Source organism: Vibrio sp. 10N.222.49.C9, assembly GCF_041474985.1.
GTDB classification, from domain to species: Bacteria; Pseudomonadota; Gammaproteobacteria; order Enterobacterales; family Vibrionaceae; genus Vibrio; species Vibrio crassostreae_C.
Map to the genome: position 1 here is coordinate 1 of NZ_JBFRVD010000655.1, position 457 is coordinate 457.

Sequence of the window (457 nt, forward strand, 5' to 3'; positions counted from 1 at the left end):
CAATAATCTTTACCACGGCCTCTTTCACGTTCAGAGTATCTTGAAAGTACGTTTTAGATACTTGAAGAAGTGCCGCTCTTTGCCCTTGAAACTGAATGACATCTTCGTCAGATTCAAATTTCTGTTCTATCTGAGCAATATCTCCCAATCGTACTTGCGTTCCCAATTCACTGGATTTCACGATAACATTCTGAAAATCTTCGACTGTGCTACCCAGTTGGTCAAAACGAACACTAATCTCTTCCAGTTCATTGCTGAACACACCTGCAGGCGTACTAATGCTTTGTTGCTGCACTAGGTTTGAGAGATCTGAAATACTTAATCCATACTGCTTTAACTTCCATTGAGAGACTCTGACCTCTATCTCTTGATCAGAGAACCCACTGACAGTTACTTGTGCAATCAAGGGATTGGCTTTTAACTTCTGCTTTACTTTCTGAGCATACAAGTAGAGGTC

1 protein-coding gene is annotated in these 457 nt (G+C 40.9%); it reads right to left on the minus strand.

Annotated elements, in window-relative coordinates; genetic code table 11:
• Positions 1-457 (minus strand): efflux RND transporter permease subunit (locus tag AB4585_RS24920; protein ID WP_372171434.1); only part of this gene is annotated, 457 nt, incomplete at both ends.